This is a genomic window from Kitasatospora nipponensis (assembly GCF_039528135.1).
Lineage (GTDB): Bacteria > Actinomycetota > Actinomycetes > Streptomycetales > Streptomycetaceae > Kitasatospora > Kitasatospora nipponensis.
Window position 1 is genome coordinate 1 of sequence record NZ_BAAALF010001008.1, and the last position, 559, is coordinate 559.

1 pseudogene is annotated in these 559 nt (G+C 67.6%); it reads right to left on the bottom strand.

The features are described 5' to 3' along the window. Positions 1–227: pseudogene (locus ABD323_RS44575) on the bottom strand (hypothetical protein); the annotation flags it as partial. Positions 228–559 lie beyond the last annotated feature (332 nt).

Genomic DNA, 559 nt, shown 5'->3' on the forward strand with positions numbered 1-559 from the left:
AACAGCATGAAGCCGCCCTCGTTGTCGTGGCTGTAGTTGTACTGGAAGACCACGCCGGTGTTGCCGTAGTCGGAGTCGAAGGCCATCCCGTCGTTGTTGTCGGACAGCCTGCGGACGTGGTGCACCTCGTTGTACTGGACCGTGGTGTAGTCCGAATTGATGGTCCAGATACCGGCGTTGGAGCCCATCGGGCGCATCGCGAGGTCGTACGCGAGGGTGTGCTCCACCAGTGCGGGCCCGGCCCACTATGCCCTCCCCGCCGGTGTCGCTGATCGTGTTGCCCCGGAAGACCAGCCGGGTGCTGGGACGCCAGTTGACCGTGGAGCCGCAGCCGTCCCCGCTGCCGTAGCTGGGCCGGCACATCCAGCTGGAGCGGTTGGTCAGGCCCTCGCGGTCGACCCGGGCGATCCGGGAGTTCTGCACCAGGACGTCGTCGAAGTTGGTGGGGGTGACGGTGCCGGAGACCCGGAACTGGATGCCGTTGCTCCACTTGGTGGCGTCGCCGACCGAGGGCAGCAGCAGGCTCGGGGTGCGGGCGGGCCGGTCGGGTTCGAGCAGC